Here is a 22,417-nt window from a genome sequence, read left to right on the forward strand (position 1 = left end):
AGCTGTGGATTCAACCATTAAAAAGGGAAAAACAACGGCGTAAGCAAGACCACCATGACACCATAAACCAATGCCACAGGAGCCCCCGCTTTGATGTAGTCCAAAAACCGGTAGTTGCCAGCGGAGTAAACCATTAAGTTTGTCTGGTAGCCATAAGGCGAGAGAAAGCTCGCACTCGCAGCATAGGCCACCACCATAAAAAATGGTTTTGGATCAACATTCATACTCTCTGCCGCCGCCAAGGCAATAGGAAACGCTAGCGCCGCAGCAGCATTATTTGTTATCAATTCCGTTAACAACCAAGTCGCCAAATATATACCCGCCAAAGCCCCCCAAGGGCCCAGTCCACCAAAAACAGACATAATTCCAGTAGACACAACATCAGCCAAGCCGCTTTGAGTCATAGCTTGGGCAATGCCCAGCGCAGCGCCAATTATCAAGATCAGCTCTATTGGTAATTTTCTGAACAATTCATTCAAACTGATGAAGCGCATTGATATATAAAAAAGAAGCAAAAACAAAGCACCATCAAAAAGTGAATAAAGCCCCATCGCACTTCCCAACAGCATCCCCAGAAAACCCAAGACTATTAAAGCGCTATTGAGCCCAGAGAACTTTTGGTTTGTGCGTAACCCCCTAACTACCAACAAATTAGAAGCCAAGTTGGGCATATTCATAAAGTCGTCACCCACAGCCAGGACTAACGCATCACCCGGAAATATCCGAATTTTACCCAGCCCACCCTTTAGGCGCTCATCCCCCCGACGAATTGCAACGACCCCAGCATCAAACATCGCCCGAAAGTTAACCTCCTTTAGAGTCTTCCCTTTCAGTTGTGATGATTGAGTCACCACCACTTCCACCAAGTTTCTCTCAAGAAGGTCCTGCTTATCGTCGAAAGGCACCAAGCCCGGAAAATGGCTCAGTAACTGAACTTGAGAAATATCGCCAGCAAAAATAAGCACATCGTTAGGTTCTATTAGCTCGGAAGGCGTCACTGGCGTAATCAAGTGCCCCCGCCGAATAATTTCTACAAGAAATAGCTGCTCCAAATTTCTGAACCCATTCTCAGACACTGTCTTACCAATCAGCGGCGATTGAGACAACACTGTGTATTCAAGAAAGTACTCTGATTGCAGTGCGGATTTTGTCTTGCCATTTTTAGGCAAGGAACGCACGCTCAAAAACACAATACACGCACAACCACAAATGAAAACCGGCAGCCCAACCCACGCAAAATCAAGCAACGCCAGCGGAGGATACCCCGCCTCACGAACAAAACCATCCACAATAAGGTTCGTGGAGGTGCCAACGAGAGTGAGAACGCCACCAAGAATGGATGCATAAGAAAGAGGAATTAGCAGGCGCGAAGGTGAAATAGAGTTATTATTCTTCAGCGGTGCAATAAGGGAACTAACAACAGCTGTATTATTTGCAAAGCTGCTTACAATTCCCGCCACCCCAATGGTCTTCAGTAAGCTACCTCGCTCCGTACTTCCGACTATCCAGCCCGCGATGCGCGGCAACAGCAGTGTTTTCTCCAGCGCAACAGAACACAGGAGCAACAAAGCCAGTGAGGCCAACGAAGTGTTAGTAAAATTTGCCAGCATCTTCTCTCGATCCACCAACCCAAAAACATACAGAGTGACAAGACCGAAAATAAATACCATTGCAGGGCGCAGAGATGTGACTGCCAGCGCAACAAGGATTGACAAAACCACCAGCGCAGATAACCAGAGGTCTAGTTCGCCGAACACATTATCTCCCATATTATGCTAACCCGCCAAAACGCACATTCCACCACACCTTTGAAATACCTGCAATTTCAGCGACAGCAAAATTAGACGCTTATTTCACGAAACATTAGGAGGGGACCGAAAAAATCATGCCTCACTTTTGGCAGGGCATATATTAGTAACAACACTCAAGAAGTACTACACTCAACCTCAGTAAACAGGCTAATTAAAATTTGAGCGATGAGCATCTATAAGATCCTGCTACCTATTACACAGGAATTTGGGACAAAACCTATCGATAGATAAAAGGGGCGTAAAGAAAACTTTACACCCCTTCTATTTTAGTCTTTAAACTTTGCTGAATTAAGCTTTCTTACGACGAGAAAGACCCAAACCAACCAAGCCCAGACCCAACATTGCCAGAGTGCCTGGCTCAGGAACGTTGAAGCCACCTTCGATAACGTCGTTAGCACAGGTCATAGTCCAACGCAGACCCAGAGCAGTAGATTTGCTCAGATCAGTAATACCCAGGTCAGCCAAGGTAATAGTGAATGACAGAACGCCCAGTGAACCAACTGCAGCGCTTGCACCGCTCAAGTCAGCACTAGAAGTTTCACCAGCAACTAAGCTAGCAGCGTCAGTTTTAACGCCAACTTCTTGATTCACACGAACAGAACCTGGGCCAGATAGAACCAACTGAGACGCGTAGTCTACATCTGACAGGCTATACAAGTCGCCAGTTGCAGAGTCCAGAGCATACTCCCAGTGCTCGCCATTACTGACATCGTCCGTGCCATAACGGTTTGCCGCAGTGCCGTTAGGATTCCAGCCATTGGTGCTGATAAACAAATCACCGAACTTATGACCCAGGCTGTCAGCGCCCTCAAAGAAGTTGGTGTATACGTTCACGTAAAGGTTGTCTGCATCGTAGGAAACTTCCATACGATCCACTTGATAAATCTTTGCGTCGCCGAATACGTCGCCATTGTAGGAAAGACCAGCGCCGTTATAGCCGTCGTTGATCGTTGCAGCATTTGCAGAAGCCGCAGCAACACCGATTGCCAGCGCCGCCAAAGTTGACTTAGTGAAAGAACTCATAACCGATTCCTTTTTTCTTTTGAAAGAAAGTGATGATAAACCCGCCATCACTTTAGCACATCTCATACCATAATTGATATTTCTTTATTTATCATAAGCATAAGAAAGATAGAACAGCCACAAAAACCTTGGAAATGTAAAAAAAACTGACAAGGGAGCTATAAGGTCACAAAACCAGTTGATCTCCGTTTTTATTCTTCTTTATAGTGCGCAATCACTGAATTTTAGTTGTGCGAGCAATGCAGTCAGAGATTAAAAAACTTAACCTGATCACAATTTTTCTAGTACTTTTAGCCATATCCCTAGGTTATTGGCAAGATTGGCTGTCGTTATTTCAGCTTTGGAATGACTCATACGATTATACGCATGGCTTCTTGGTCTTCTTTGTCACCATATGGCTCCTTTACACAAAGCGTGAAGAAATCCTTAAGCTTCAGCCTAACAGTTGGTGGCTATTCCTTACCGCATTAGTAGTTACGGCCTCTGCGCATCTGCTAGCCAAGGCAGCGGATGTTAAAACTGTGGCCACCCTGAGCCTACCCAGCCTCCTAATCTTTAGCGGACTGCTCTTATATGGCAAACAATTCTTCATAAAAGCCGTTCCCACTTTAGCTCTACTCTATTTTGCCTTGCCGGTATGGGACGACATTGCACCATTGCTACAAAGAATTACTGTTTTTACCAACCAAATTCTACTTGGCATATTCGATATCCCAGCGGTAATAAGAGATCTTTATATTACCATTCCCCAAGGAACGTTTTTTGTAGCGGGTGGCTGTAGTGGATCTCGATACCTATTAGTTGCCATGTTCATAGCAAATGTCTATGGAATTTTGTATTTACAAGACATTAGAAGAAGCCTAATGCTCTTTTCTATCAGCATATTTCTTTCGATGCTAGCGAACTGGGTTCGAGTCTTTGGCATTATATACGCAGGATATCAGACTGACATGAAAAGCTCGCTAGTTAATGATCACGAAGTCTATGGGTGGATCATTTTCGCGTTAGTATGCCTACTACCTTTGTTCATATCCGCCCATTACATTGAAAAGAAGACTGGAAGGGGAACCCCTGATGAAAAAGGAACTAGTCCCACGAACCACCCACCTTACCAGCCTCAATTTCGCAGACATGCGTTATTAGTCAGCATCACTCTGTTAATTTTGCTCTTTTCTCCTGCATGGCTGTTTATACTTTCCTTAACAACACAGAATGAATCTGTAAATTCAGTACGTTTCCAGGCCTTACCTGTTGGCGATCAAAACTGGAAAGGGCCCCTTATTAAGGACATGGACTGGAAGCCCGATTTTCACAACACAGATTTAAGCGCCAGCGGCGTTTATATCAATGAAGCGGGCGAAAGCTTGCAACTCAGCATAAACTGGTACTTTGATCAGCACCAAGGCAAAGAGCTGATATACTTTAACAATCTTCTTTTCGATGATAAACAGTGGAGCTTAGTTAGCAGATCTTCGATTAGATTACCCTTCACCACCCCGGAACTAAAAGTGGCGAAAACGTTATTGAAAAGGAAAAGCGCTGAGAGTTACGTGTTAATAAGGCACTGGTATCAAGTTGGCGGATTTATCGCGGAGACCAATATCGAAGCAAAAGTATTTGGAGCCTTCTCCAAGCTTGCTGGCGACGAGTCTGGCGGACTTATCGCAATTGCGAAATACTGCAACTCCGCGCAAGAGTGTAACGCAAATGATGCAGCCTTGGACTCGCTATCCCAATTTGTAGCCAAACACTTTAACAGTAAAATTTAGACCCAAACCCAAAGCTCCTATGTGTAAAGTCTGATTATCACACAGGAGCTGCTTCACATCTTAGGCGCCAAAGTGTTTGTAAAAAGTTCTGTCAAACAAGTATTTCAAATCCTACGCTACGCAGGCTTCTTGATGAAAAATAGAAAGCCAGCCCACCCAACGTTATACGTATTAACCTACCATCGCACGCTTCCAAAGAGCGATCCTCGGAGGGACTACGAACAACCAGGGATGGTGATAGCGCCAGAGCTGATAGCTCAGCATGTAGTATGGATGAGGAGTCTTGGGGCGACCCCAATTTCTCTTGAGCGATGGACACAGGAGAAGGATTCTCTTCCAGCAAATATTTATTTTGCAATAACCTTCGATGATGGCTGGCGGGACAATGCAGAGTTTGCTATCCCCCTCCTTACCAAGGAGAAGATATTTAGCACAATTTTTCTGGTGGCAGACTACATAGAGCACGACACACTGTTTTGGCCAGAAAAACTAATATATCTCCTGAAGCAAACGTTCAAAGATGCGCCCAGTGCATTTGATCAGACACAGTTCCAATGGCTGAAAGACTTGGGCGCAACTCTAAGTTGGAGCAGCCCCCCAGACATAGAGCAATTAGACCCCATTATTAATCTTTGCAAAGCATTAGATGACAGGGTGCTAAACAGCCTAATAGATCAAACAGCCCTAGAGACCTTCAGGGAAAAGATTGATACCTCTCAAGCCCGAAATTTGCTGGGCCAAGAAGATATTAAGGCATTATTAGACGGGGGCGGGGTTGATTTTGGCTCCCACACTTGTCGCCACTTACGACTTGACAAGATAACAAGCGATGATGAGTTAGAATACGAAATAGCTACATCCAGAGAGAAAATTGCACAATCAACAGGGAGGCAGCCCACATTTTTTTGCTATCCCAATGGAAATACTTCAGAAAAAGGCATGCAGGTTGTAGCTGAAAACTATAGCGCCGCCTGCACGACTAAACAGGGGGCAAACACCCCTGACACCCCATTGATGCAGTTGAGGCGCCACAACCTTCATGATGGCAATGCCTCATCAAAAATAAGCTTCTTCGCAACACTAAGCAATGGATAACGTAATGCAGAACTCACGCCCTCACCTAACTCACGTTGCATCAGGGGATGTTTGGGCTGGCGCGGAAAAGCAACTATATGAACTATGCAAGGCTTTAATCGCAACGAATAGCTTGGACTTATCGGCCATATTATTCAACGACGGAGTTCTTGCAGAAAAACTCCGCCAACTCAACATTGGCGTTACTGTTGCCGATGAAGCAAAGCTATCCCCTTTAGCTATGATACGCGGAATTCGCAATCATTTTATTAAACATAACAGCAACATTCTGCATACACACGGCTTTAAAGAGAATATTTTAGGCGTTACCGCAAGCATAAAGTCACCAGTTACCAGCGTAGTACGCACCATTCATGGCGGCTCCGAATCAAATATCTCATGGAAGACGCCCCACAAGAAAGCTATACATATTGCAGATCAATTACTGACAAGACACAAAGTCGACCGAATTGTGGCGGTTTCTGGACCACTATATCAGTCGCTCAGCAAAAGACATCCAAGCAAGGTCGTTAAGATATTTAATTTTATTAATAGCCGTGAGCTTGAAACAATTTCCCCAGGGAAGCCACCAGGTGAGGCTTTTACAATTGGAATAGTTGGCCGCTTGGCTCCAGTTAAACGAATAGATTTATTTGTTGAAACGATCAAAGAGCTACTTAAACAGGGCCATCATGAGATCAAAGGCAAGATAATTGGCGATGGCCCATTACGAAAGCCTATTGAGAATCTCGTGCACCAAGAAAGTTTGACTCAGGTTATTGAGTTCACTGGCTTTGTAGACCCATCTACACCAGAAATAGCAAAACTGGATCTACTGCTAATGACGTCAGATCATGAGGGCTTGCCAATGACGTTACTTGAAGCACTAGCCCTGAAGGTGCCGGTGGTTGCGCACAATGTCGGAGGGATTCCCGAGGCGCTCAATTTCGGCGCCGCCGGCCTATTGGTCGATGAGCATTCCGCTTTAGGTTATGCTACCGCCATCGATAAAGTACTCAACAACCCAGCAGAGAAAGAACGAATGCAAATGAACGGACTGAGTTACTTAAAAGAAAACTTTGATTCAGTCAAGAAGTCACGCGAGTATCTCAACCTCTATTTCCCATTATTAGGCCAGGAACTATCTAGATGACTCAAGAAAATATCGTCTGGCACGATTTTAAGCTAAAGAAGCAAGATCGCGCAGACATAAAGAACCAACAACCATGTCTTGTCTGGTTTACTGGACTAAGTGGATCAGGCAAGTCCACGGTATCAAATGCTTTAGACATCGCGTTACATAAACGCGGCTATCATACATATGTGTTAGATGGAGATAATGTTCGTCACGGATTGAATAAAGACTTAACTTTTTCAGACAGAGACCGAATAGAAAATATTCGCCGAGTGGGCGAAGCCAGCAAATTACTTGTTGATGCCGGCTTAATTGTCATGACTGCGTTTATTTCACCATTTCGTGACGATCGGAAGATGGTCCGCTCTCTATACGTACCGGGCGAGTTCATTGAGGTCTTTGTCAATACTCCTATTGAGGTTTGCGAGCAAAGAGACCCCAAAGGGCTTTACCAAAAGGCCAGACAAGGCGCCATAAAAAACTTCACAGGCATAGACTCCCCCTACGAACCCCCAGAGAGTCCAGACTTAGTTATCGACACCAGCAAGGAAACCACTGAGGAGTCAGTGGCGAGCATTATCGCTTTCTTAGAAGCAAGGAATGTCATAACCCCATCAACTGACAGCGATAAATGACTAAAATTTTAATTTTATATCACTGCGAAGCAAATACAGGCTATGCGATAGGCTCTTTGGAAAAAGTATTCTGGAGAATGGCCTTACGCATAGCTGGATCGCCAGATAACATCCACTTATGCTACCCCGGATATAACAATGGATACCCCGACTATACTCCGGAAGGATTTGACAATTTCGTGGAGTTCTCTGACAGACAGAACGCAATAGATAAAGTTGAATTATTTGCCTCGTACCTGAAAGAAAATAATATCAACGTTATTTTCGGCTTCGACCAACCCGTATCGCTTCCCTACTATAAGGCGGCTCGTTCAGCAGGTATCAGCTCCTTTATTTCTTACTGGGGAGCCCCTATGAGCAGCATCAATAGCGGCCTCAAACTACTATTAAAGAAGCTGGACGTGATGCGATACAGGCATGGCCCCGATCTCTATATATTTGAGTCCGAAGCCATGCGACAGTCAGCTTATCTTGGCCGTGGCGTACCTAAAGAAAAAACCGCCCTTTGCCACTTGGGGGTAGATACAGAAAAGTACCACCCTGATGAGAAAGATCAATACTACGCTCACGACCTATTTGGCATCTCTAGAGATAGGCAATTACTTTTCTATTCTGGACACTTTGAGGAAAGAAAAGGGGTTCGAGTTATAGCGGAAGCCGCCAATATTATCGCCGCTCAGCGTGACGACATAGTCTTCATATTATTTGGAAACCGTAATGATGAGGCAGCCCCTTATCAGGCGCTATTAAACGAGAAGTCATCAAAGCAGGTTATATTTGGCGGTTACCGTTCGGATTTACACAGGATACACCGCAGCTGCAAAGCGGGCATTATCGCTTCTACAGGGTGGGACTCGTTCACCATGTCATCCATTGAAATGCAAGCCTCGGGACTTCCCCTTCTTGTATCGAACTTACAAGGCCTGAGAGAAACAATTATTGATGGAGAGACCGGCCTTCTATTTTCGCCTGGTTCTGCAGCGGAGCTTGCTGAACGAGTTCAGATGCTGCTCGGCAAGGCGTCCAACATTAAGAAGATGAGTCAAAATGCCGTGTTACGCATACAAAGCCAGTTCTCTACCGAGATTCAAATCCAGAACCTAACAAGCCTGACAAAGCAACAACTAACTCGAAGCAAATAGCCTGTATTCCTCTACAGCTTTCTAATTACTCGGAAACAAACCATGTCAAATAGCCTCTACCTCAAGACTATCGAAGGAATAAACAGAGTAAAGCGAGTCGCAACTAAGAAATACAGCTCCGTATTAGGCACTATTAAAGGAAATAAAATTACTGCGTACTGGTGGAATGGTGAAACCAATTTTGGCGACCTTATTACTCCAGAACTGCTAAAATTTTACGGGTTTACCCCCGTCCATGCCTCGGCTTCAAGCTGTGAAGTCTTATCTACAGGCAGCATTCTGCAGTTTTCCTCCATTAACTACAAAGGCCATATCTTAGGATCAGGTTTGATAAAGGACCTTGAGTTTCCTATGCCTGAAGCGAACGTTCTAGCAGTCAGAGGGAGCCTTACCAGAGACAGAATCAAAGCCTCAAGTGACGTCCCACTCGGTGATCCTGGATTATTGGCGCCCAAGCTATTGCGAGGCGAAAGAGCCAAAAAGAAATATATTCTAGGAGTAATTCCGCATTATGTAGACGCAAACGATAGACGTATCACGCAATTAACAAATCGCTATCCATCTGAAGTAAAGCTAATTAGTGTAAAAAGAAAGCCTGAGGATGTATTCAAAGATATAGACGAGTGTGAATATATTCTATCCTCGTCTCTACACGGCATAATATCCGCTGACGCCTTAGGCATACCAAACATTTGGATGTCTCTGTCAGACAAAGTAGTTGGCGGCGGATTTAAGTTCCGAGACTATGGAACTGCGATTGACGCTGAGCCGCAGCCTTATCTCCTAGCTGGAGATGAAGCCCTCGACCAGCTATTGAAAACTGCCAGAATACCAACGGCCAAAGTAAAAGAAGCCCAAGAAAAATTAAACAACGTTTTTCTATCATTAAAAAGTGATAAATCGCCATAAAGGCAGCTCAACACGCCAATTCCTGCTCCTTAGTGATTGGCGTGCTTGCACACTGACTCCTCATGATTTTGGCAGCAGCATCAAATAGTTGAACAATGCCTTAATATTTGAAGGTTTGAAGCTAAAGGCTTCTCTATAGCAACGACTAGCTTCTTTATATGAGTGGCTATTTTTCAGCCCCCACCCTAACCGCTCAAGCCTATCAGACACCGCGGCTCTTATCTGCCTCTTCTTTGCATCGTCAAAATGACTAATATTCAGGCAGGATTTTAAAACTCTTATATCGGATTCTGCACAATCTTGGTGGTTTTCCGTCAAATTATTATCACCTCGGCCCGCGCTAATTAATGGCTCGTCTATGTATACTGCGTTAGCAAGAGTAGATAGCCGGAGGAAAAAATGAAAGTCCTCTGATATGTCAAACTCTGTCGGCCAGCCCTGCGCTGCTTTGTACAGCTCTCTTCTCATAACCAACGTACAGGGAGACATAAAGTAACCTGCCAACAATAATCCAAAGACATCCTTTTGCAGCAAGAAGTATGACTTAGAGGAAATACCTTCAAGGGGGGACTGGGTATAGCGATAAATGTTATTAAAAAAGTACGAGTTTGTATGCTCCAACCTTGCAGAGGGATTCTCAATTTCAAAACGAGAAAAATCGCTAAAAACAAACCCAACATCCGAACGCTCTCGCAGTATTTCCAGAGACTTGCTCAACTTTCCTTGCTCAAACAGATCGTCAGAATCCAGATATGCGATAAATTTACCTGAGCTGTTGGCCGTCCCTTCATTTCTGGCGCTTGAAACACCTCCGTTGCTCTTTTTTATAAGCTTAATTCGCCCTTCATAACTCTTCAGCGCTTCGTCGAGTTGGTCCTGAGATCCATCATCCACGACGACCACTTCAATGCCTCCCACGCCAGTCTGCGAAAGCACGCTGTCAATAGCCCTTCCAACAACGTGGGCTCGATTATATACAGGGATGATGACAGAGACGTCTATATCACTACTGGCCTGCTCCAACACTTTTACCGCCATTGTTCAATACAAGTTAAGGTGAATCGGGACATAAGGGGCTTATCGAAATTTGGAGGTAGCCCTGGCTATGCAGTACATAAACGTCAAGAATATATGATAGCAGCGCCCTTCTATCCCCCCCACTACTCGAGCCTTATAAAAAGACATAAACACAACAAGGGCCGCAGCAATAGAAACAAAAAGGAACGCCATCCACCATTTTGTCAGCGCAATGAAAAGGATAGAAAAAACGACAAGCATAGCAATAGAAAATGAAAATATTGCTACTTTTGACTTCAAAAGCGCCGCCAAGGTCTGCACATCGCCCTTACCATGCCATTGCTCTCGCCGGAAGAACGAACCCACATCTTCGGGATAACCCAAATGAATAGCAGATAGATTGGAGACATATCTAACCGTTGCACGACAAGAATTACGCGCTTTTAGGCAAAAATCATAGTCTTCACCAGTACGTAAATCACGACTAAATCCACCGACTTGGTCAAATAGACGTCGAGAGACCAGCATATTACCAGTTCCCACATAATTGCATTCCCCCTCTTTTTTATTCAAAAGAGGTTGAAACCAATATTTATGGAGCATATTTTCTGGATCAGATACCTGAAGGGAACCGCCAACGATAAGGTTTTGGGCTTCAATCTCGTCCTTAAGCTTCAGAAAGGCTTGACGCCATTCAGGTGTCAAAAGGACATCAGCGTCATTAAACAACAAAATATCACCAGAAGCTTTTTGGGCGCCAATATTTCTCAATTCGCCAATAAGAACACCTGGAACTACCAATACTTGGCAGCCCAGGCTTTCAGCAATCTGAGAAGTCCTATCCGTAGAACCATTATCAACAACTATCACTTCATGAGAAATATCTTGAAGAGACATCTTGATAGACGCTAGAGTCTCTTCAATAACAGCTTCCTCATTGAAAGCTGGAATAACAATACTTAAGTTCACATTATCCTTACTAACTACTGAATGGTTGCTTCCACTCTACTGGGTGGTGATTTATAAAGGGCAGATGGATTGCCTTTTTCACCAATATACAAGTTACCCTCTGCATCTCTATCTTGCGGCCTCAACTCGGCAGTGTCGACAGAGCTTTTCATTACTATGTTGTCAATATATAGAGACTGAGTTTTGGGCGCCTTACCGTTCCAGTAGGTAAAGAAATACAGGGAATCAGCCCAATCGCCCGAGCTTGTTAAAGTTTGCACATCCTTTCCATCCCAAACAAGCTTGTTATCAATCCATAGTTTAAAGTACGCCAAACCACCTTCACTTACGGGAACGGAGTCAAACCTCAAACTGATTTCGACCTTAAACCACTTGTTACGGGGCAATAGCTCATCTTTCTGATCTTTTGTACCGATGTACTTCCAGCCTCGACCAGCGGCGCCTTCTTTGATAAATCTGTACACTGCACCATTAAATGATGGGTCATCCATTATCTGGAAATCATTAAATCCGCCAACGCCATCAGCAGCTGACGCTCTGGTGCGAATTCGAAGAAACTTTAACGCTCCATTTCCTGCCGCGTAAAACTGAAAGTCATCGGGGACATACATGTGGAAAGAAGCCCAAAAGATGTCGCCTTTGTACAGGTTTTTACGGAAGTTCATAGCTCCGCCCCATACACCCCATCCCGTTTCCCCTTCCTTAATCGTCATCATTACATGCTGGGGATCCGCACCATCTACGAGAGGCCTGGGAAAGGCTGTAGAAAAGGTTGTACGTCCAGCAACTCCGTCAAAGGTATCAACAGTTTCAGCTTTAGCGCCTACCACTCCGCTGTCGAAGGTAACCTCCCTAGAAAAATCCTCTGAAAAAGCGCTAAGACTAAGCGTCAATGCGCAAACGGCTGATAAAAATCTGATTTTCATATTTGCCCCCCAACAATAAATTCATAAGCAGTATACTTTCATTCCATTCCGGATACGGTTACAGAAGAGCCGCTTTCTTTTACGGTACGTATTTTTTTCGACTTGGTCACAAGAGTGCTTCCAGGGCTTTAACAAAATCTCTCCAGGACAGTGAGTTGAACCTCTCTCTCCACGCGTTCGTTATCTCCAAGGCTATAGGCATAATTATAGCCCCTTTCCGCCAATTCCGCCCTCTTCTTCCCATCCTTCCACAGAGCGTCTATGGCGCGCCGCATTTCGATCCGATCTTCTGGAGAGACAACCATGGCGAGAGAATCATCCAGGATACCTACCGTCGAGGTTCCCCGGGTGATGATCACAGGCTTTCTAAAAAGCATCGCCTCCAAACACACACTGATACCCGCTGGTTGAATGACGTCTTTTATAATAGGAATGACTACCATTTTGCAATTGGCCAAATAGTCATACCATTCTTTCCTAGGCAAAAAAGCATTTATCCAAGTGACATTCTCAGGGAGATTATTGCTATCAATTCGCGCATTATGTTTACTTATACTTTGCTCCGGCAGCAAAATGGTTAGAGGATAACCAGAATCACGCACTGCCTCACACAACGTATCAAAGTCTCTTTGTGATGCACCGCAAGATAATATGTACTCACCTTCGTTAATTACAAAATCGTCATATATACCAAAGTTGTTGGCATTGAAAGGGACATAAGTAATCTTGCTTTCAGATATCCTGTAGTACTTCAAATAACCTGATGTTTCTTTATGCACACAGATTATCAAGCTAGCTGACTTCAACAAAAAAGATTTAAATAATATCTTGACTTTATCACCCAGCCCCTTTGGCCGACTAAGCACAACATCAAAATAGACTATTTTCACTCGCCCAAAAGTTAATAACTTTGTGAGAAAGAAAATACAAAGCATTCGCAAGTTTGGAGTCCAAGCCAGTATCACATCACTGTCGTATGCCCGACGGATAAACCCCAGCAACTCACCGACTACTTGCAAACCACTATTAACAAAAGGCGCGAAGGTTACTTCCACACCATCCACTTTCGATTTCAGCTTATTTACTGAGAGGATTTTCAACGGCTTAGCCATTGGGCCTCCTCTCGCAAGTATTCATCTCGAACCGCTTTAAAGTGCTCAATTTCACTCATCAACATCTCTTCTAGAATTTCGCGCGCGGCTTTGGGCATTGAAATACTTTCCCTGTCCTCGTTTGAACGCTTATGTAGAGTCTCAGGAATGTAATCTTGACTAATCCCAAGCAAGCTACAAGCATGCTTAAAAAATGCCTCTGGCGAAGCTTTTAAGTCTTCGTAAAACAAAAGACTGAAACGGTCTGGAAAACGCTCTTTCCAGCGGGGAATAATTTTCGAGTACTCAGACCGCAACCGAACTGTATTGGAGCCTATTCTTGCTTTAAGGCCGTCAACTTCTTCTTGAGTAATGTTCTCTCCCGTCCAGCGGTAGTTCATTTTCACCCCGGACCAGGCGCGCTCAACAGGATCTCGGATAATCAACAGTATTCGGCAGTGCTCAGGCACTGTTGACCTCACGAGATCCACTCCTTTCTCATCCAAAGTAGAATACGCTGGCGTCAGCTCGCCTCTGACTTTATCAGCCACGCGAGGAAAAAGATTTCGGTACCAAGAAGAGGATTTCGCGCCAAAGTTATAGCGTAACAGCCATTTTAGCGTTTCCATATCTGGCCGCTGCTTGAGAAAACGCATACGTTCCAGGGGGCTCCCCCAAGGATACCCCTCCTTCCCCACTAAAAGCGCATTGGGCTGCGCGAAGTTGAAATAGTGCAGCTCTTTTATTACTGGCAACCAGACCTGTGGGTGGTGCGCCAACTGATCATAAAGCCAGGTAGTGCCAGCTTTTTGGGCCCCAATGCATATAAAGTCCGGGCCTGCGAGAGTACCGGGCCGATTTGAATTAGTCATCCTATAAGTTCCACGTACTAAAATCTTTACCAGTGAGACGATGAAGTTCCGCCACTTTTTCTTGAAAGACAGGCGTCAATAGCTTGTAGACTTCATCTATTTCCTCTTGGGTAAGCTTTTCGTTGCTTTGGGTCTCGGCAAGCCTGACCCCCATGCGCCTAATACTCTTCGGCACAATTGCTGATACGCCATCCCATACACTCGAATGGCGGAACTTATTCAACAACCCCAAGCCACGCACTTTTTTGTAAGTTTTCGGAGCCTTGTTGGAGTCGACCTGTTCCGTCAGCTCGCAGTCAGCATCCACACCCAACCATGTAAAAATTTCACTCATTACCTTATTTTGATCAGATACCAGATCCTCAAACGTTAGTATGTATATTTTGTCTTTACCGAACAGGTCATAGTAGGGTTGGAGTTGGTATGCATAATCAGAGTACGCAACATACGCAGGATCTCTCTGAATAGCTTTGCTTATACTACGAGATTCCCCGTGCATATATAAATCACGCACATTGTGGTAGTAATGGCTTATTATCCTAGCGATCGGTTGACGCATTACATATAGAATTCTAGCATTAGGGTTGTAGGTATGTATTTTCTCCGGAACCCCTAAATAGGTGGGCAGTTTCGTATAATGCGTACTAGACTCCCCCACATATTTTTTGTTTTCACCAGGAGCCAACAAATCGGCATACTCTTGCTCAGTACGCCTACCCCACAGCTCTGGAACAAAATATCCCGGCTCCTTTTCCTCTGTCATGTGGATATCCGAATGCTTCGCCAGGCAATCGTGTAAAGTAGTGGAGCCGGATTTCATTGCCCCGATGACAAACAAGTTTGCTTTCACACCCATAGTTAGCTACTTACCACGCTTCTTGATAATAGACTGATAGAACATTTTCAAATGCCCGTATGGAATAACCCCTAGCGCTATCGCCAGGACAGGATAAAGCAGGGACAAGGCGACTCTGATGGCGATCGCCCAACCACCTACAGGATCCATTTCCGAGAATATCCAGTACTCAGAGATTAGATAAAAAGAAAGTGCAAGCGAAAGTGACACAATATGACTACGCCATCTAAGTTGCATGTCAAAGTGTCTTTTTGCGAAGTGATGGATTAGCAAGAACCTGACCAAAAAAGCCAGCACTGTTACCCAAGCCGCGCCATACATACCATATTTGGGAATACATACCCAATAGCCCAGCACACAGAAAATCGCCGTTACTACAGAAATCCAGCCAAACCGTCCTGTCTTGCCTGCTGTAAAAAAACCTAGATTGCAATAGTTTGTCCAAGCCAAAAGCACATAGGCTATCAGAACGATAGGTGCGATACTCGCAGCCGCCCAATAGTTTTCGTCAGACATAAACCGCAACACTACTGGCAACCACAAAGCAATTCCAAACGCCATATAAACTAAAATGCCTGAGACAACCCTGAATACAGCATCAAACAGATAGTGACTTTCTTGGTCTTTGTAAATGCGATACTTTTCGGCATCCCACATATTCAGGAAAGGCGTCCACCCTAGAGCGAATAGCATAAAACCAAATTTGTACGCCAAAGAATAAATTCCAACGGAGTCCAAGTCTAAAAATGCGCTAATAAAATAGCGGTCTGAATATGTAATAAAGAACATACTCAAAGCCGCAATAATAATAGGGAAGCTGAAGCCCAACATACTCTTCGCCGTACCCCATTTGAATTCGGGTTTTAACTCACCAACAACACCGAAGGTCAAAGCCAGCGCGGCTAGCGAGAAAGCGATAACAGAGGCGTAGACCGCTCCATACACCCCCATCTCAAGGTATATAAGAAAAAATAGATTAAAAGATATCTGCAGTGTAAGGCGCAGTACGGAATAGCCCAAGAACTTAAACGCTTTTCCATTGGCTCTGAGGTATGCAAATGGAATCTCCATCACAGCGCCAAGCAGCATATTCAAAGAATATAGCTGCACCAGAGTTTTTAAATCCGAGGAGCCAAACAGCAATTCGCTGATAGGACCAGATAGCGTTACTAACGTAAACACCGCCAACAAATGCATGCCACAGGTCATACCTAATGCGCTACCAGTGACTTGATATTTCTCATTATCGGTATTAGCTAGCCCGTAATATCTCAGAAAGGCTTGTCCAATTCTCGCCCCGAAAAATATGCCAGCCAAATCCACCAGCATTCCAAGCAGCTCAATAACACCATATTCAGAAGGTAAAAGATATTGAGTATAAATAGGCAGAAGCAGGAAGCTCGCTAATGAGCGAATAATAGTACCAAGACCATATATAGCCGTATTAGACACCAATACTTTTGTTTGTTTAACAGCTCCTGGGTTAGCCACTTCTGACTGAGGCGTGCTCATTACTTTGCCCCCCCGTTTCCAACAATAGAGGAGTATTCCTCAGCCATACGCAAAGCATAAAACTGGGGATGAAAACGTTGATTAACTTTACACCGACCTTTTTCCGCAAAATTTTTTCTCAACTCAGGCCTATCAATAAGAGTCATTATTCCCGTTGACAGCTCATCAGTGTTCTTCGGGTTTATGACATAACCGTCTACTCCATCTTCCACTAATTCAGGAGCCGCGCCTAAACTGGAAACAATTACAGGACAGCCGCTCGCCATAGCTTCAATTATCACCAGACCAAAAGGCTCTGGATCTATTGAGGCGTGAACAACCAAGTCAGAGATAGCGTAGAAAGGCCTAACATCCTTTTGAAAGCCAGCCCATATGATATTTTCTTCGATGCCAAGAGTCTCAACTCTGTGCTTGATCTTTTCATTGTATGCTTTACTGAAGCCTTCTGAAGCGTCTCCTACAATTAAAAGCCTTACTTCAGGCCAGTGCTCTGCAACTTTTGCAATCGCTTCTATAAGTTCAAGTTGCCCTTTCCAAGGAATAATTCGCCCAAATATTGAAACAACGAAGTTACTATCAGACAAATTGAACTGCGATTTAACGCTCTGAAGCAGAGTTTCATTCAAAGTCCAGTCAAGAGCAGCGGGATCAACCGGGTTCTCAATAACTTTTAGCTTTTCAGCAGGGTATCTATTTTTAACGGCGGAATTGGAGACAAAGCCAGATATTGCCAAGAACAATTTGACGCTAGGTGAAAATAGCCTTTCAAGAAAAGAGAGAGGGCTTTCCACCACTCCGTGTATATGCCAGACACAAGGCTTTCTGGTCAGAGCGGCCGCCATAAGCACATATACACTGTTATTAGCATGCACAATATCAATATCATTATCTCGAATGATTTTCATCAACTTCGTTACATAAGATAGGTTCTTGCATGTCGAATACAATGACAGCGCATATATCAGGATTTTGCGAATCACTTTATTCTGAACACCGGAGATTTTGTGGCTAACTCGAAAATAATCTAGGTAATTGAACGTAGGAGAGCAACTAACGACTTTTATATCGCCGGCATCAATCCATTTTTCTGGATTTTCTTTGATAGCTGTGACCACCACTGGATGAAAATTGTCAGGTAGTGACTTAGCCAGGCTAAGCAACACAACTAGCGCACCACCAAAGGATAAGCCTTGGTCAACCATCAGGACATTACACTTCTTTTCCGAATCCTGCATCACAAGGCCTCACCCGCCAGCTTAGACTCTCGCTCCTTCAGCTGCAGCTCCTTATGGGACCGTTTAATTGAGTTATGCATACATACAACCAGAGCTAAATGTATCCACAAATAAGGATAGTACAGTACAGTTACAAAACTGGCGCTTATCAAAAAACCAATCATGGCGAAGTCAAACCCAAACGCCAAATAATAGTAGAGGCGGTTTTCCATTTTTTTCGCCAGCTTTCGGACTTTATAATCTGTAACAAAGCTGGCCAATATAAGGAGAACAAGAACCGTTATTCCCGCAAAACCCAACTCAGTGCCACATTGAACAAATATATTGTGGACTAACTTACTCCCCTTCACTTCCGACGAGAAATGCCTTGGGTGGTATGTCGTCCATGCTTCGTGCCCGACGCCAAGAACCGGGTACTTTTTCATAGTCTCCCAGCCCTGCTCCCAACGCTCTATTCGATGCAGTGAAGTTCTATCTTCCCCGGAAGTTTCAAATCTCGCTTTAAACTCATCTGGAACAGATACAACGACAATCCACCCAACCAAACCAGCAACAATCGCCGTTTTAAAAAAGTGTTTAGTCTTTGCCAACGCAAGAACGCCCACGCCAATAACCGCAACAAGAGCTCCTCTTGAAGAAGAGGCAATGACAGTTCCAATAGCCGTGAACGGGAAAAGACTAAAGAATATTTTCCAGTATTTATTGATATATAAGCTAATACCTAATAGAAACGCCACGGAAAGAGGGGTAAATATCGCCATCTGAATACCTACTTCTCCTGAGTTTTGAAACCAGCCAGGAGCCCCTGTTACCCCCCAGCTCGCAAATGCGAACCCACGGTTCATCCATGAAATAAATCCGTGCTGAGACATTTTAAAAGAGTAAATCAAAAACGAGAGAAAGAAGATGTAAAACCGCTTTTCATTATTCACGATTGTCACAATCATGAAGTAGAACAAAAACCAGTCAAAAAAGGTCCATAATCGATTGAATGAAGCAGCACTGTATTCGGAGGCGGCCGAAGATATCAATACCACCAGTCCGTAGAGAACCATCAACTTGTTTATTCCATGCCCCGTATCCACTTTCTTTTTCTTTTCCACACAGTGAAAAATAAAAGCAGACATAATAAAAAGCGGGACCCACGGCAATATATTAAGCCACAAGTAGATCGACTGAGGTCGGACATATTCAAAAAATAAATACCCGCAGATACAAATAAAAGCGAATCCTTCCGCTCTTATAGTCTGATAGATAAATTTAATATCCATGGAATACAGCCGCTCCATATCACTGCGTGGCGGCTGCTCACTCGATTTTTTCTGCTTATTAGGACCGGAATAGTGGCCTAACTGGGGAAAGTTCATTACAAGCTTTTCTGCAATACTGAAAGCTTCGACTCAATGGTATCGAAGACTTTATTAAAAACTGAAACTTCCCTGCCGTATGGATCTGGAATGGTAGGCTGTTGATCTGGACCAACCATACCCAGAATAAGAACATGAGACTCCGCATCGTCCTTTCGATATTTATCTAAGGCATGAACCATATAAGGCTCCATGACGATAAACAAGTCGCCTTGGCGCATGCTCATGTCTTGAATTCGCGTACTGCGATGGTCGCTAAGACCCACTCCCCTCTCGGCAGCAACCTCTTTGGCTGTAGGGTTAGCGAGCGTTCCTCCGTCAGTAGCCAGACCACAGCTAACAATCTCAACCTTATCTTTCTGAAGCCTACCCTTGAGAAAGGCTTCCGCATATACGCTACGGCACACATTTCCTTTGCATACAAAAATCACCCTTTGGGGAGAAAATCCTGGGGGAATATCTGAATACCTTTTGTAAAACCCAAGGACCATAAAAAGATACTCTGACAACAACTTCAGTAACTTTTTCAGCTTACCCAAAATGATTCACCTTAACTTTGACGCCGGGTCGGACTTGCTCCACGAGCGCGATTATAGAGACTGCTGGAGGTTATTCAAACCACAGCAGACAACTTTTGACAGTTCAACACTTACCCAATTACTATCACCGGCATCTGAATCACTGCTACTTATCTTTCATCAAGCGACCAACCTACCATGATCAATACTCGCGCCTTGATACTCGACGCTAACCAACGCTCCGCTCTCGCCGCCACTCGTTCCCTGGGAAGTAAGGGCGTCTGGGTCATGACTGCGGACGAAAGTTTTGAAACACTTGCTGGAGCTTCGCGGTACTCAAGCGAAAAAGGCGTCTATGCCTCCCCTTACAGTAAACCTTCAGCATTTTTCGACGACATATTGAAAATAGTCTCTGAACAGCAAATTAACTTCCTGCTCCCTGTGACAGAGGCCTCCACCTACGTCATCCTGGAAAACAGAGACAAGCTGCCAAAAGGCTTAATTCTGCCATTTTCCGAAGCTGAGTCGATAGAGCATTTGGCTAACAAGAACCGCCTATTTCAGCTCGCTCAATCCCTGGATCTCCCCACCCCTCATACCTTGTATATAGAAAGTATAGAGCAGGCGCAGGAAGCGATAGCGAACATTACTGAATACCCAGTTGTTTTAAAGCCATTCAAGTCGCGCATACTTACCGGCGGAGAAATTATTAGCACTACCGTCATCATTGCTCACTCTCGCGAAGAGGCTGAGGCGGCCCTTAAAAGGCGTTATTTCCGCGAGTTTCCCTTCATGATTCAGTCTTATATTAAAGGTGAAGGCCAGGGGTTATTCGCTCTCTACTCACAAGGCGACCCCCTTTGCCATTTCTCTCATCGAAGACTGAGAGAAAAACCGCCGTCAGGAGGCGTAAGCGTACTTTGCGAGTCAAAAGAAGTAGATTCTCGTATGAAGAAAATTTCAGACACCCTGCTTCATCATGCCAATTGGAATGGTGTGGCCATGGTGGAGTTCAAAGTCGCAGAGGATGGCACCCCCTACTTGATGGAGATTAACCCACGATTCTGGGGTTCGTTGCAATTGGCGATAGACTCCGGCGTGGACTTTCCCTATCTCTTACTAAACTCTTTTGAAAACGGTGAAGTCGCACCTATTGACTCATTCACCGTAGGGCAAAAAATGCGCTGGCTGCTTGGCGATCTGGACCGCTTATACCTTGTCTTAAAATCTCCTGCACACCAGTACACACGTGCGCAAAAGCTGCTTGAGCTGCTTCGTTTCCTTCTCCCTAATGGTAATACCAAGCATGAAGTCAATCGACTATCCGACTTCCGCCCCTTTATATTTGAGCTGAAGAAATACTTACGAGATTTGCGTAGCTAAGACTTTACCGAAGAGCTTGTTTTCCATATTGACCCTCGGGCCAATATGGAAAACCAAGCGTTTAGGCAATCAGCCTGTCGTACAAGGCCTCGTATTCGCCAACCATAGTGACCAAGGAAAACCTCTCTATCGCTGACTGTTGCGCAGCCTGTCGCATTTTATCCACCAACTCCCTATCTCGGAGTTTTAATAAGGCTGTTTTAACCGCCTCAGGATCTTTCACAGGAATCAGCAATCCTGTTACACCATCCTCTACAATTTCTTCTGGACCACCACTGCGGGTAGCCACAACAGGCACGCCAGCCATCATGGCTTCAACTGTCGCAATGGAAAACCCCTCGCTCGTTGAAGTTAACAGGAATATATCCGCTTGCCCTAACAGATCCTTAACATCCGAGCGAAAGCCTAAAAAGTGCAAATTAGGCACTCCATCATGAGACTCAATGCGTTTTAGCAACGTCTCATATAAGCTTTTCTTCTGATGCCCGACAACAACGAAGTGATACTCAGGAGCCCCTTTCATTTTGGCGGCTGCATCCACCAGATATTCATAACCTTTTGCAGGCCGAATATTGCCTACCGAGAGCACAATTATTGCACCATCGGGCAAACCAAGCTCCCTATTTAAGGTCTTATCCTGTTTCGAAAACTGATTCGGATCCACTCCATTGTATATAAGTTTTAGCTTGCTACCTTCGAGCTCCCCTCGCTGCTTTAATTCCTCTTCCAACTTCTTTGACACGCAAATAATGGAGTCAGCTCCAAGGCTTATTAACTTAAACTTCAGGTTGATTAACCTTTCCTGCTTCGCCACATCAACCCCTCCATGAAACGTGGCTATCATTGGCTTACGCGTCAACATTGCGACGAGCGCGCCATATACATTAGACCCCATCAAGTGTGCATGAATTACATCTATCTTGTTAGAGCGTATAAATCGCACCAACACCAAAGCATAACTTAAGTTGAAGCTGCCTTTGGAGTCGATGAATATCGGCTCTATTCCTGACGCTCTAACTTGGTCGGCGACCCACCCCTCTCCGCGCAATATGACATGGTGATGGTACTTGTCTTTGGATAGATTCCGTAACAGTTGAATAAATACCGTTTCCGCACCACCTGGGCCAGTGGTGTCGATTATATGTAATACGTTCTTCATAAATTAATTGAAAG

At 44.6% G+C, this 22,417-nt stretch carries 20 protein-coding genes; 7 read left to right on the forward strand and 13 right to left on the reverse strand.

All coding sequences use genetic code 11. The features are described from left to right. Positions 1 to 17 precede the first annotated feature (17 nt). On the reverse strand, positions 18 to 1,757 hold the full coding sequence (locus O5O45_RS13060) for an SLC13 family permease (protein WP_305905655.1): 1,740 nt from the start codon (positions 1,755 to 1,757) through the stop codon (positions 18 to 20). 342 nt (positions 1,758 to 2,099) lie between these two features. Beyond that, complete coding sequence (locus O5O45_RS13065; protein ID WP_305905656.1) at positions 2,100 to 2,834, reverse strand: PEP-CTERM sorting domain-containing protein; 735 nt, start codon at positions 2,832 to 2,834, stop codon at positions 2,100 to 2,102. Between the two features lie 239 nt (positions 2,835 to 3,073). Here O5O45_RS13065 and xrtA point away from each other — a divergent pair, with 239 nt between their 5' ends. From xrtA to O5O45_RS13095, 6 genes are all read left to right on the forward strand, one after another. Then, on the forward strand, positions 3,074 to 4,603 hold the full coding sequence (xrtA, locus tag O5O45_RS13070) for an exosortase A (RefSeq protein ID WP_305905657.1): 1,530 nt from the start codon (positions 3,074 to 3,076) through the stop codon (positions 4,601 to 4,603). Positions 4,604 to 4,735: 132 nt separating this feature from the next. Continuing rightward, the gene (locus O5O45_RS13075) at positions 4,736 to 5,698 is read left to right on the forward strand and encodes a polysaccharide deacetylase family protein (RefSeq protein WP_305905658.1); all 963 of its coding nucleotides are present in this window, start codon (positions 4,736 to 4,738) and stop codon (positions 5,696 to 5,698) included. A gap of 4 nt (positions 5,699 to 5,702) precedes the next feature. Beyond that, complete coding sequence (locus O5O45_RS13080) at positions 5,703 to 6,830, forward strand: glycosyltransferase family 4 protein (RefSeq protein WP_305905659.1); 1,128 nt, start codon at positions 5,703 to 5,705, stop codon at positions 6,828 to 6,830. Next, complete coding sequence (gene cysC / locus O5O45_RS13085; RefSeq protein ID WP_305905660.1) at positions 6,827 to 7,447, forward strand: adenylyl-sulfate kinase; 621 nt, start codon at positions 6,827 to 6,829, stop codon at positions 7,445 to 7,447. Before O5O45_RS13080 ends, cysC begins: the two co-directional genes overlap by 4 nt. Next, the gene (locus O5O45_RS13090) at positions 7,444 to 8,589 is read left to right on the forward strand and encodes a glycosyltransferase family 4 protein (RefSeq protein ID WP_305905661.1); all 1,146 of its coding nucleotides are present in this window, start codon (positions 7,444 to 7,446) and stop codon (positions 8,587 to 8,589) included. The genes cysC and O5O45_RS13090 overlap by 4 nt, the downstream gene beginning before the upstream one ends. Before the next feature lie 42 nt (positions 8,590 to 8,631). After that, a complete protein-coding gene (locus O5O45_RS13095) occupies positions 8,632 to 9,498 on the forward strand; it encodes a polysaccharide pyruvyl transferase family protein (RefSeq protein ID WP_305905662.1) in 867 nt (288 codons plus the stop codon). A 60-nt stretch (positions 9,499 to 9,558) separates the two neighbouring features. Here the strand turns inward: O5O45_RS13095 and O5O45_RS13100 are convergent, their stop codons facing one another. From O5O45_RS13100 to O5O45_RS13145, 10 genes are all read right to left on the reverse strand, one after another. Next, positions 9,559 to 10,536 (reverse strand): glycosyltransferase family 2 protein, encoded by a 978-nt coding sequence (locus tag O5O45_RS13100; RefSeq protein ID WP_305905663.1) that lies wholly within the window; start codon positions 10,534 to 10,536, stop codon positions 9,559 to 9,561. Between the two features lie 39 nt (positions 10,537 to 10,575). Then, entirely contained in the window at positions 10,576 to 11,484 is a 909-nt protein-coding gene (locus O5O45_RS13105) for a glycosyltransferase family 2 protein (protein ID WP_305905664.1), read from the reverse strand. Between the two features lie 14 nt (positions 11,485 to 11,498). Further along, positions 11,499 to 12,410 (reverse strand): hypothetical protein, encoded by a 912-nt coding sequence (locus tag O5O45_RS13110; RefSeq protein ID WP_305905665.1) that lies wholly within the window; start codon positions 12,408 to 12,410, stop codon positions 11,499 to 11,501. 128 nt (positions 12,411 to 12,538) lie between these two features. Continuing rightward, positions 12,539 to 13,522, reverse strand: a complete 984-nt coding sequence (locus tag O5O45_RS13115; RefSeq protein WP_305905666.1) for a glycosyltransferase — start codon at positions 13,520 to 13,522, stop codon at positions 12,539 to 12,541. Next, positions 13,507 to 14,373 carry a sulfotransferase family protein gene (locus O5O45_RS13120; RefSeq protein WP_305905667.1) on the reverse strand — a complete coding sequence of 289 codons (867 nt, stop codon included), beginning with the start codon at positions 14,371 to 14,373 and terminating at the stop codon, positions 13,507 to 13,509. Before O5O45_RS13120 ends, O5O45_RS13115 begins: the two co-directional genes overlap by 16 nt. A gap of 1 nt (position 14,374) precedes the next feature. After that, positions 14,375 to 15,229: a sulfotransferase family protein gene (locus tag O5O45_RS13125; RefSeq protein WP_305905668.1), complete on the reverse strand. Its 855-nt coding sequence runs from the start codon at positions 15,227 to 15,229 to the stop codon at positions 14,375 to 14,377. Positions 15,230 to 15,235: 6 nt separating this feature from the next. Next, positions 15,236 to 16,741 (reverse strand): lipopolysaccharide biosynthesis protein, encoded by a 1,506-nt coding sequence (locus O5O45_RS13130; RefSeq protein WP_305905669.1) that lies wholly within the window; start codon positions 16,739 to 16,741, stop codon positions 15,236 to 15,238. Further along, positions 16,741 to 17,976, reverse strand: a complete 1,236-nt coding sequence (locus tag O5O45_RS13135) for a glycosyltransferase family 4 protein (RefSeq protein ID WP_305906204.1) — start codon at positions 17,974 to 17,976, stop codon at positions 16,741 to 16,743. Before O5O45_RS13135 ends, O5O45_RS13130 begins: the two co-directional genes overlap by 1 nt. Then, entirely contained in the window at positions 17,976 to 19,343 is a 1,368-nt protein-coding gene (locus tag O5O45_RS13140) for an O-antigen ligase family protein (RefSeq protein WP_305905670.1), read from the reverse strand. Before O5O45_RS13140 ends, O5O45_RS13135 begins: the two co-directional genes overlap by 1 nt. Further along, entirely contained in the window at positions 19,343 to 19,882 is a 540-nt protein-coding gene (locus tag O5O45_RS13145) for an arsenate reductase/protein-tyrosine-phosphatase family protein (RefSeq protein WP_305905671.1), read from the reverse strand. The genes O5O45_RS13140 and O5O45_RS13145 overlap by 1 nt, the downstream gene beginning before the upstream one ends. A 267-nt stretch (positions 19,883 to 20,149) precedes the next feature. Here O5O45_RS13145 and O5O45_RS13150 point away from each other — a divergent pair, with 267 nt between their 5' ends. Further along, a complete protein-coding gene (locus O5O45_RS13150) occupies positions 20,150 to 21,244 on the forward strand; it encodes a carboxylate--amine ligase (protein WP_305905672.1) in 1,095 nt (364 codons plus the stop codon). Positions 21,245 to 21,305: 61 nt separating this feature from the next. Here the strand turns inward: O5O45_RS13150 and O5O45_RS13155 are convergent, their stop codons facing one another. Continuing rightward, a complete protein-coding gene (locus O5O45_RS13155; protein ID WP_305905673.1) occupies positions 21,306 to 22,403 on the reverse strand; it encodes a glycosyltransferase family 4 protein in 1,098 nt (365 codons plus the stop codon). Between the last annotated feature and the right edge of the window lie 14 nt (positions 22,404 to 22,417).

The organism is Hahella sp. HNIBRBA332 (assembly GCF_030719035.1).
Lineage (GTDB): Bacteria > Pseudomonadota > Gammaproteobacteria > Pseudomonadales > Oleiphilaceae > Hahella.

What these genes read in the sequence shown, in the direction of transcription:
- O5O45_RS13130 (WP_305905669.1), bottom strand. Translation starts at nt 16,741, where the DNA reads ATGAGCACGCCTCAGTCAGAAGTGGCTAACCCAGGAGCTGTTAAACAA.
- cysC (WP_305905660.1), top strand. Translation starts at nt 6,827, where the DNA reads ATGACTCAAGAAAATATCGTCTGGCACGATTTTAAGCTAAAGAAGCAA.
- O5O45_RS13120 (WP_305905667.1), bottom strand. Translation starts at nt 14,373, where the DNA reads ATGACTAATTCAAATCGGCCCGGTACTCTCGCAGGCCCGGACTTTATA.
- O5O45_RS13135 (WP_305906204.1), bottom strand. Translation starts at nt 17,976, where the DNA reads ATGCAGGATTCGGAAAAGAAGTGTAATGTCCTGATGGTTGACCAAGGC.
- O5O45_RS13080 (WP_305905659.1), top strand. Translation starts at nt 5,703, where the DNA reads ATGCAGAACTCACGCCCTCACCTAACTCACGTTGCATCAGGGGATGTT.
- O5O45_RS13125 (WP_305905668.1), bottom strand. Translation starts at nt 15,229, where the DNA reads ATGGGTGTGAAAGCAAACTTGTTTGTCATCGGGGCAATGAAATCCGGC.
- O5O45_RS13065 (WP_305905656.1), bottom strand. Translation starts at nt 2,834, where the DNA reads ATGAGTTCTTTCACTAAGTCAACTTTGGCGGCGCTGGCAATCGGTGTT.
- O5O45_RS13140 (WP_305905670.1), bottom strand. Translation starts at nt 19,343, where the DNA reads ATGAACTTTCCCCAGTTAGGCCACTATTCCGGTCCTAATAAGCAGAAA.
- O5O45_RS13155 (WP_305905673.1), bottom strand. Translation starts at nt 22,403, where the DNA reads ATGAAGAACGTATTACATATAATCGACACCACTGGCCCAGGTGGTGCG.
- O5O45_RS13110 (WP_305905665.1), bottom strand. Translation starts at nt 12,410, where the DNA reads ATGAAAATCAGATTTTTATCAGCCGTTTGCGCATTGACGCTTAGTCTT.
- O5O45_RS13150 (WP_305905672.1), top strand. Translation starts at nt 20,150, where the DNA reads ATGACTGCGGACGAAAGTTTTGAAACACTTGCTGGAGCTTCGCGGTAC.
- xrtA (WP_305905657.1), top strand. Translation starts at nt 3,074, where the DNA reads ATGCAGTCAGAGATTAAAAAACTTAACCTGATCACAATTTTTCTAGTA.
- O5O45_RS13075 (WP_305905658.1), top strand. Translation starts at nt 4,736, where the DNA reads ATGAAAAATAGAAAGCCAGCCCACCCAACGTTATACGTATTAACCTAC.
- O5O45_RS13095 (WP_305905662.1), top strand. Translation starts at nt 8,632, where the DNA reads ATGTCAAATAGCCTCTACCTCAAGACTATCGAAGGAATAAACAGAGTA.
- O5O45_RS13090 (WP_305905661.1), top strand. Translation starts at nt 7,444, where the DNA reads ATGACTAAAATTTTAATTTTATATCACTGCGAAGCAAATACAGGCTAT.
- O5O45_RS13100 (WP_305905663.1), bottom strand. Translation starts at nt 10,536, where the DNA reads ATGGCGGTAAAAGTGTTGGAGCAGGCCAGTAGTGATATAGACGTCTCT.
- O5O45_RS13115 (WP_305905666.1), bottom strand. Translation starts at nt 13,522, where the DNA reads ATGGCTAAGCCGTTGAAAATCCTCTCAGTAAATAAGCTGAAATCGAAA.